The organism is Rhodococcus sp. R1101, assembly GCF_000278445.1.
Lineage (GTDB): Bacteria > Actinomycetota > Actinomycetes > Mycobacteriales > Mycobacteriaceae > Rhodococcus > Rhodococcus gordoniae.
Genome location: NZ_AJVB01000167.1, coordinates 1 through 7510 on the forward strand (window position 1 = coordinate 1; position 7510 = coordinate 7510).

A 7510-nucleotide genomic window follows, 5' to 3' on the forward strand; every position below is an offset into this window, starting at 1 on the left:
GACACCGATGGTCACGGCGGTGTCGGGACCGAACCGGTCGAGCAGGCGCGCGAGCGCTGCGGGTGCCTCGTCGGCGGAGAACGGACCGAAACTCACGACGGCAGCCGCAGGCGGCGCTCCACGAACTGCCGGAAATATTCGAGCTTGTTCGCCGGCACCAGCGCGGGCAGGATCATCCGCCACATCGAGCCCGTCCGTTCGGCGAGGCGGTCGATCGCCTTGAGGGCGTTCGCCATGATCCGAGCGCCCATCGCCTGCTCGAGGAGCAGCAGGGAGACGGCGTGGACGTCGACGTCCTCGACGAGGTCGCCCTCCTCGGCCGCCCTGGTGGCCAGCTCCTGCAGAGTGCTGTGCCAGGTCTCGTAGGGCCGGTGCTCGGTGCCCTGGTAGTCGCCGATCTCGACGAGCAACCGGAACATCGCCCGCACCACCGGATCGGTCTCGGCCATGTCGACGTGGAGTACGGACAGATCGATCAGTGTCTCGAGAGCCGGGGAGCGGCGGTCCATCTTGGATTCGGCGGCGGCGGCGAAGCGCAGATACCCGGAGTCGATCACTCCGCGCGCCAATTCTTCCTTCGAACCGAAATGGAAGTACAGCGCCCCCTTGGTGACACCGGCCTCCTCGATGATGTCGCCCAGATTCGCGTCCGCGTATCCGTCGCGGACGAATACGGTCGCTGCGCCCTGCAGCACGGATTCGCGCGTCACCTCTGCGCGTACTTGTCGTCCCACCACAGCCTGCCTTCTCACGGGTATCCCTACGATAACGCCGCTTACCCGGAAGTAGAGACCAGACGCTCCCGAAAACGAGAGCACTATTCGGAAATCGGGGGCTCTCCGAGCTTCGGGTCCGCTTCGAGACCGATCAGGCCGTTCCAGCACAGGTTCACGAGGTGGGCTGCCACATCCTCCTTCGACGGGGTGCGGCGATCGAGCCACCATGTCGCGGTGGTGGCGACCATACCGACGAGCGCCTGGGCGTAGAGCGGAGCGAAGTCTGGGTTGAGGCCGCGGCGGGAGAAGTCGCCGGACAGCAGCTCCCCCACCTGCCGCATCGCTTCGTTGAGAAGGCTCGAATAGGTGCCTTCCTCGGCCGACATCGGCGAGTCGCGCACCAGGATCCGGAAACCGTCGGTGCGTTCCTCGATGTAGGTGAGCAGGGCGAGCGCCGCGCGCTCGACGCGGATCCGCGACCGGTTCCGTGTGAGGCTCTCGGTCACCATCGACATCAGGACCGTCATCTCGCGGTCCACGACCACCGCGTAGAGACCTTCCTTGCCTCCGAAGTGTTCGTAGACGACGGGCTTGGAGACCTGCGCCCGCTGGGCGATCTCCTCGATGGAGGTGCCCTCGTAGCCGCGCTCGGCGAAGAGGGCGCGGCCGATCTCGATGAGCTGTTCCCGACGCTGCGTGCCCGTCATCCGGATCCGCGGAGTGCGCTCGGTCCGCTTCTGCGACGCCTGCGACACATGTCCTCCTTCGGCGGCGGGGCGTACTCGAACGTTCGACAGCCTATCCATTCCCGATCCCGCCACCCCAGGTTCGACGTCGACGCCGTCTCGTGCAAGGATCGGGGGCGCACGTCCGCCGGTTCCGCCGCGGAGGTGTGGCAGTCCGCCGTGGTGTAATCGGCAGCACCTCTGATTTTGGTTCAGATAGTTCAGGTTCGAGTCCTGGCGGCGGAGCGGGAACCGTCCCGGGGAGCCTCAGCGCTTCCCCGGTGCACGCACGGACCGGCGTGCAGAAACGTGTCGAGGGAGCTACATGCAGGTGCAGACCGCGATCGTCGTGCTGGCAGCCGGAGCAGGAACAAGAATGCGGTCGAAGACACCGAAGGTGTTGCACACCCTCGGTGGCCGCACGATGCTCGCCCACTCCCTCTACGCCGCCGTCGCGCTCGAACCCTCCCATCTCGTCACGGTCGTCGGGCATCGCCGCGAGGAGGTCTCCGCCGAGGTGATCGCCGTCGCCGAGAGTCTCGACCGCGAGATCCGGGTGACCGTCCAGGACGATCAGCTCGGCACCGGCCACGCCGTGGAGTGCGGCCTGGGCGCCCTGCCCGACGACTTCGACGGCACGGTCGTCGTCACCGCGGGCGATGTCCCGCTGCTCCGCCCCGACACCCTGCGTGAGTTGCTCGCCGCGCACCTCGACCCCGAGCCGGCCGCGGTCACCGTCCTGACCACGACGGTGTCCGAGCCCACCGGTTACGGCCGCATCGTCCGCACCACCGACGGTGATGTCGCCGGCATCGTCGAGGAGAAGGACGCATCCACGACGCAGCGCGCGATCCAGGAGATCAACACGGGCGTGTACGCCTTCGACGCGGCCGCGCTGCGGTCGGCCCTGGGCAAGTTGAGCGACGACAATTCGCAGGGCGAGCTGTACCTGACCGACGTCGTGAGGATCGCCCGCGGAGAGGGTCTGGCCGTCCGCGGTGTGCACACCGACGATGCCGTGCAGGTCTCCGGCGTCAACGACCGCGTCCAGCTGGCCGCCCTGACCGCCGAACTCAACCGGCGTCTACTCGAGCACTGGATGCGCGAGGGTGTCACGGTGATCGACCCGGCGTCGACGTGGATCGACGTCGACGTCGTTCTCGGCAGCGACGTCACCATCCATCCCGACGTGCAGTTGCGCGGCCGCACGGTCGTCGCCGACGACGCGGAGATCGGCCCCGGCACGACTCTCACCGATGTGCGGGTCGGCGCCGGCGCCAGCGTCGTGCGCACCCACGGCTCCGACGCGGTGATCGGCGCGGAGGCCACCGTCGGGCCGTTCACCTTCCTGCGTCCCGGCACCGAACTCGGCGCGTGCGGCAAGCTCGGCGCCTTCGTCGAGACGAAGAACGCGCAGATCGGGGCGCATTCGAAGGTTCCCCACCTCACCTATGTCGGCGATGCGGAGATCGGCGAGCACTCCAACATCGGAGCGTCGAGCGTGTTCGTCAACTACGACGGGGTGCAGAAGTACCGCACGGTCGTCGGATCGCACGTCCGCACCGGGTCGGACACGATGTTCGTCGCCCCTCTCACGGTGGGCGACGGCGCCTACACGGGCGCCGGAACAGTACTCCGCCGCGACGTTCCTCCGGGGGCGCTGGCGGTGTCGGGTACGCCACAGCGCAATATTGAAGGGTGGGTCCAGCGCAATCGCGCCGGGACCCCCGCTGCCGAGGCAGCATCGAGAGCACAGCAGCAGCACGACCACGATCGGCAGAAGGACGGCCAGAACCAGTGACCAATTGGATCGACAACCAGAAGAACTTGATGCTCTTCTCCGGCCGGGCTCATCCCGAGCTGGCGGAACAAGTCGCGAAGGAACTGGGCGTCCCCCTCACCCCGCAGACGGCACGGGACTTCGCGAACGGTGAGACGTTCGTGCGCTTCGAGGAGTCGGTGCGCGGTTCGGACGCCTTCGTGCTGCAGAGCCACCCGTTCCCGCTGAACCAGTGGGTCATGGAACAGCTCATCATGATCGACGCGCTCAAGCGTGGTTCCGCCAAGCGCATCACCGCGATCCTGCCGTTCTACCCCTACGCCCGTCAGGACAAGAAGCACCGTGGGCGCGAGCCCATCTCCGCTCGCCTGATCGCCGATCTGCTCAAGACCGCCGGCGCCGACCGCATCATCACGGTCGACCTGCACACCGATCAGATCCAGGGCTTCTTCGACGGCCCGGTCGATCACATGCACGCACAGGGTCAGCTCGCCGAGTACATCCGCGGCAAGTACGGCGTCGAGAACATCGCCGTGGTCTCCCCCGACTCCGGTCGCGTGCGGGTGGCCGAGAAGTGGGCCGACACCCTCGGTGGCGCGCCGCTGGCGTTCATCCACAAGACCCGCGACCCGCTGGTGCCCAACCAGGTGAAGTCGAACCGCGTGGTCGGTGAGGTCGAAGGCCACACCTGCATCCTCATCGACGACATGATCGACACCGGTGGCACCATCGCCGGCGCCGTGAAGATCCTGAAGGAGGCCGGTGCGGGCGACGTCGTCATCGCGGCCACCCACGGCGTGCTCTCCGATCCGGCCGCCGAGCGCCTCGCCGCGTGCGGCGCCAAGGAGGTCATCGTCACCAACACGCTGCCGATCCCGGAAGAGAAGCAGTTCGACTGCCTCACCGTGCTGTCGATCGCCCCACTGCTCGCGCAGACGATCCGCGAGGTCTTCGAGAACGGCTCGGTGACCTCGCTGTTCAACGGGGTCGCCTGACCTTCGGTTCCACGACGGGGCAGACTGTCCGGGTGTTCACCGGATTTCCCGTCGCGGCCCTCGACTTCTACGACGATCTCGAGGCCGACAACAGCAGAGCATTCTGGGCCGCGCACAAGGCCGTCTACGACGACTGCGTGCGCGGCCCGATGCTTGCCCTGCTCTCGGAACTCGGGGAGGAGTTCGGTGAGGGCAAGGCCTTCCGCCCGTACCGCGACGTACGGTTCAGCAAGGACAAGTTGCCGTACAAGACCCATCAGGGCGGATTCGTCTCCGTCGCGCAGAGCGTCGGTTATTACGTCGAGATCAACGCTGCCGGGTTGCGGGTGGCCGCGGGCCTGTTCCACGGCTCGTCCGAGCAGATCGCCGGCTACCGCACAGCGGTCGATCACGAGCGACGCGGTCCGGAACTCGGGAGGATCGTGCGCAAGCTCGAACGGTCGGGCTACGAGATCGGGGGCGACCGGCTGAAGTCCCGGCCGCGTGGCGTGGACGCCGATCATCCCCGCATCGAACTCATGCGGCACCGGTCGCTGTGGGCCGGTCGCACCGAGATCTCACCTCCTTGGATCGACACTCCGCGCACTCTCGAGGAGGTGCGTTCGGCGTGGCGGGAGTTCGGGCCGTTGGTGCGCTGGCTCACCGCCGCCACCGCAACGTGATCCGGCAGACCGGGTGGTATGGAAATGCTGTGTGGCGCAATGGTTTGAGGACGCGCCGGAACGGGAATGATCTTCGTCACGCCGCGCGAAATCGTCGCAGGTCGGGCGGGACCCCCTCCCCTGCATAACTCCGCTTTCACCTAAAGTGGCACCTCGTGACCGACGCGCAAACTCTCGAAGCCCCTACGGAAAACGCGACAATCCGAACGGTCCGACGATGGTCGCCGGGTGCGTGCGTCTGGTGTGGCGACACCGACTCGGTCGAACTCTTCCGCAACGAACCTCGCTGTGCCACATGCCGTAAGCACGAAGCCGTCATCGACGAGGCCCGCAGGTTCATGGGCATGTACGGTCTGCGGCCCATCGGCGGCACCCTGCAGTCCGACGACGAGGAGGAGCACGAGCACCGCCTCGCCGCTCGCGAGGCCCGCCGTGCCCTCAACGACATCCGTCTCGCCGAGCAGCCCGATCCGGCACTCGTGCGCAAGGCCCTGCGGCCCCGCGCCACCGCGATCACCGAGAGCCATGTCGGTACTTCCGCTCAGGCGTCGACGCGTCCGGCTGCCGCGACCCGGAACTCGTCTTCGCCGTCGTCGAAGCCGGCGAAGTCCGCCGCCCCGGTCCGCACGGACGCGGTGGACGTCGAGGAGATCCAGACCCGTGCCCTCGCCCTGCTCGACCAACTCTCCGCGATCGACGCGCAGCTCACTCTCGTCGCCGAGCAGAGCGGCCTTGCCGCCCGCGCCCGGCGCAGCGACCTGGAGAAGCAGAGGGCGACGATCCTCCGCACCCTCGCCGCACTCGAGAAGGCACGTCTGAGCGCATCCGGCCGCTAGCCGCCGGCCCACGATCGCAGCCCCGCCCGCACCGACGAGTTCGCTCGACGGTCCGGTGCCGGGGCTGCCGTCGTTAGCGCACCTCACAACTGCTCTCGTTACCGCACCTCACGACAACGGACCAGGTAGTCTGTGATCGACCAAGGCCTGTCGGGGGGCACTGTTCGGGCCTTCCCGCCTGCGCAGATCCGGGCCGAAGCCTTCCGAAGGAGTGCGCGTGAGTGTTTCCGACTCCCCTCGCGTCGGTGCACCCGCGTGGCGTTCACTGTCCTCGGCTCTGGCACGCCCCCGCCTGTTCGCGTGCCTCGACCGGTGCTCCACGCTGACGGTGATCGACGCTCCCCCCGGTTTCGGCAAACGCACCCTCGTCGCCGGATGGCTCCACCAGGGCGGCGCACCCGACCACACGGTCGTCTGGGTTCCCGAACTCACCCGCCCCGGCGACGGCGAACTGCCGGAATGTGTCCTCGACATCCTCGTCGACCATCCGGCCGTCGAGGTCACCACCGACGGCTCGCCGTTCGATCGGGTGGTCCGTGCCCTCCGCGACCTGGGATCACCGTGTCTGCTCGTTCTTGCCTGCGTGCCGGCACCGAACGCGGCCCGGATCCTCCGGGAAACTCTGCAGTTGCTCGATCACTGCCCGAAACTCGATGCGATCGTCTGCCTTCCGGGCAACAACATCGATCTGAGCGAGGTCATCACCCGAGGGATGGAATGCACGTACATCCCGGCCCCCGATCTGCTGTTCACCGTCGGAGAGACCACCCGGCTGCTGAACTCCACCGGAACCGCACGCTCCGACGGCGAATGCGAGGCGGTGTCCCGCGTGCTCGGTGGTGTACCCGCCCTCGTCTCGGCAGCCACGGGACTCGCCCGTAACCGGCCGCAGCGGTTGATCGACAACCGGGGATTGCCGACCACGGCACTGGAATGTCTCGTACGGACCCATGTCGAGGGCCTGCTCGACGACCTCGACGCCGCCGAGTGCGACTTCGCATACTCCGTCGCGGTAGCCCACAGCCTCACCGCCGACGAAGCAGCCGAGCTGACCGGCGTGGCCGACGCCGAAGCCCGGCTGACCGCCCTCGCCGCAGCGGGGCTTCTGATGGATTCCCCTTACCGTGATCCCCGGACCTGGCGCTGGCCCGACGCGGTGCGTTCGTGCGTCCTGGAGATCTCCCGCCGGGCACGGCCCGGGCACGCCGACGCCCTGCTCGGCGAACTCGCCCGGGCACATCGCGACGCAGGAAATCCCGCCGAAGCGTCGATCTACGCGGTCGAGGCCGGCGACTGGAAGACCGCCGTGACGATCGTCGAGGAGTCCTGGGCGCACATGGTGGAGCGTTCCTTCGACGTTCTCGTCAAGGTGCTCAGACAGATCCCGGATCGGGAACTCGAGGACCACCCCTCGGTACTGGCCGGTCGCGCGCTGTTCACGCAGATGCTCGACGAGCATTCGATCCTGCACGCCTCCCTGTCCACCGACGTCGACGAACTCGTCGAGCTCGGGAGGACGGCCGAAGCCGCCCAGGCCGTGTACGTCGCGACGGTACAGACCCTGACGTTGCGGGTCTCGGGCGAATTCGGTGAAGCCGCGCGACTGACCCTGTTGTTACGACCGCTCGTCGGGTCGATCCTCGAGCATCGACCCGACGACCTCGCCTCCCAGCTTCCGCTGTTGCGCCTGCAGTGGGCGATCACGCTCCAGCTCGCCGGATATCTGACCGAGTCCACCGCCGCCTTCCGGCGCGCCTACCGCGGTGCCTACGCCGCGAACATCGCCTTCGTCGTCC

The 7510-nt window shown here is 67.7% G+C and carries 6 protein-coding genes, 1 tRNA gene and 1 pseudogene; 6 read left to right on the forward strand and 2 right to left on the reverse strand.

Annotation, left to right across the window (positions count from 1 at the left end; genetic code table 11):
- Positions 1-92: 92 nt before the first annotated feature.
- Entirely contained in the window at positions 93-734 is a 642-nt protein-coding gene (locus R1101_RS0112220) for a ScbR family autoregulator-binding transcription factor (RefSeq protein ID WP_026003190.1), read from the reverse strand.
- An 83-nt stretch (positions 735-817) separates the two neighbouring features.
- Positions 818-1423 carry a TetR/AcrR family transcriptional regulator gene (locus R1101_RS0112225; protein ID WP_172506143.1) on the reverse strand — a complete coding sequence of 202 codons (606 nt, stop codon included), beginning with the start codon at positions 1421-1423 and terminating at the stop codon, positions 818-820.
- Between the two features lie 192 nt (positions 1424-1615).
- Here R1101_RS0112225 and R1101_RS0112235 point away from each other — a divergent pair.
- The 6 genes and pseudogenes from R1101_RS0112235 to R1101_RS0112260 all read left to right on the forward strand — a co-directional run.
- Positions 1616-1687, forward strand: a tRNA-Gln gene (locus R1101_RS0112235).
- A 79-nt stretch (positions 1688-1766) separates the two neighbouring features.
- A complete protein-coding gene (gene glmU, locus R1101_RS0112240) occupies positions 1767-3242 on the forward strand; it encodes a bifunctional UDP-N-acetylglucosamine diphosphorylase/glucosamine-1-phosphate N-acetyltransferase GlmU (RefSeq protein WP_016933710.1) in 1476 nt (491 codons plus the stop codon).
- Positions 3239-4216: a ribose-phosphate diphosphokinase gene (locus R1101_RS0112245; protein ID WP_016933711.1), complete on the forward strand. Its 978-nt coding sequence runs from the start codon at positions 3239-3241 to the stop codon at positions 4214-4216. Before glmU ends, R1101_RS0112245 begins: the two co-directional genes overlap by 4 nt.
- A 32-nt stretch (positions 4217-4248) precedes the next feature.
- Positions 4249-4878: a DUF2461 domain-containing protein gene (locus R1101_RS0112250; RefSeq protein ID WP_016933712.1), complete on the forward strand. Its 630-nt coding sequence runs from the start codon at positions 4249-4251 to the stop codon at positions 4876-4878.
- 155 nt (positions 4879-5033) lie between these two features.
- Positions 5034-5714, forward strand: coding sequence for a hypothetical protein (locus R1101_RS0112255; protein WP_026003191.1), 681 nt, complete (start codon positions 5034-5036; stop codon positions 5712-5714).
- Positions 5715-5931: 217 nt separating this feature from the next.
- Positions 5932-7510, forward strand: a pseudogene (locus R1101_RS0112260) (helix-turn-helix transcriptional regulator); the annotation flags it as partial.

Excerpts from the sequence above, each read along its gene's own strand:
- R1101_RS0112225 (WP_172506143.1), bottom strand. The coding sequence starts at position 1,423 with ATGACGGGCACGCAGCGTCGGGAACAGCTCATCGAGATCGGCCGCGCC.
- glmU (WP_016933710.1), top strand. The coding sequence starts at position 1,767 with ATGCAGGTGCAGACCGCGATCGTCGTGCTGGCAGCCGGAGCAGGAACA.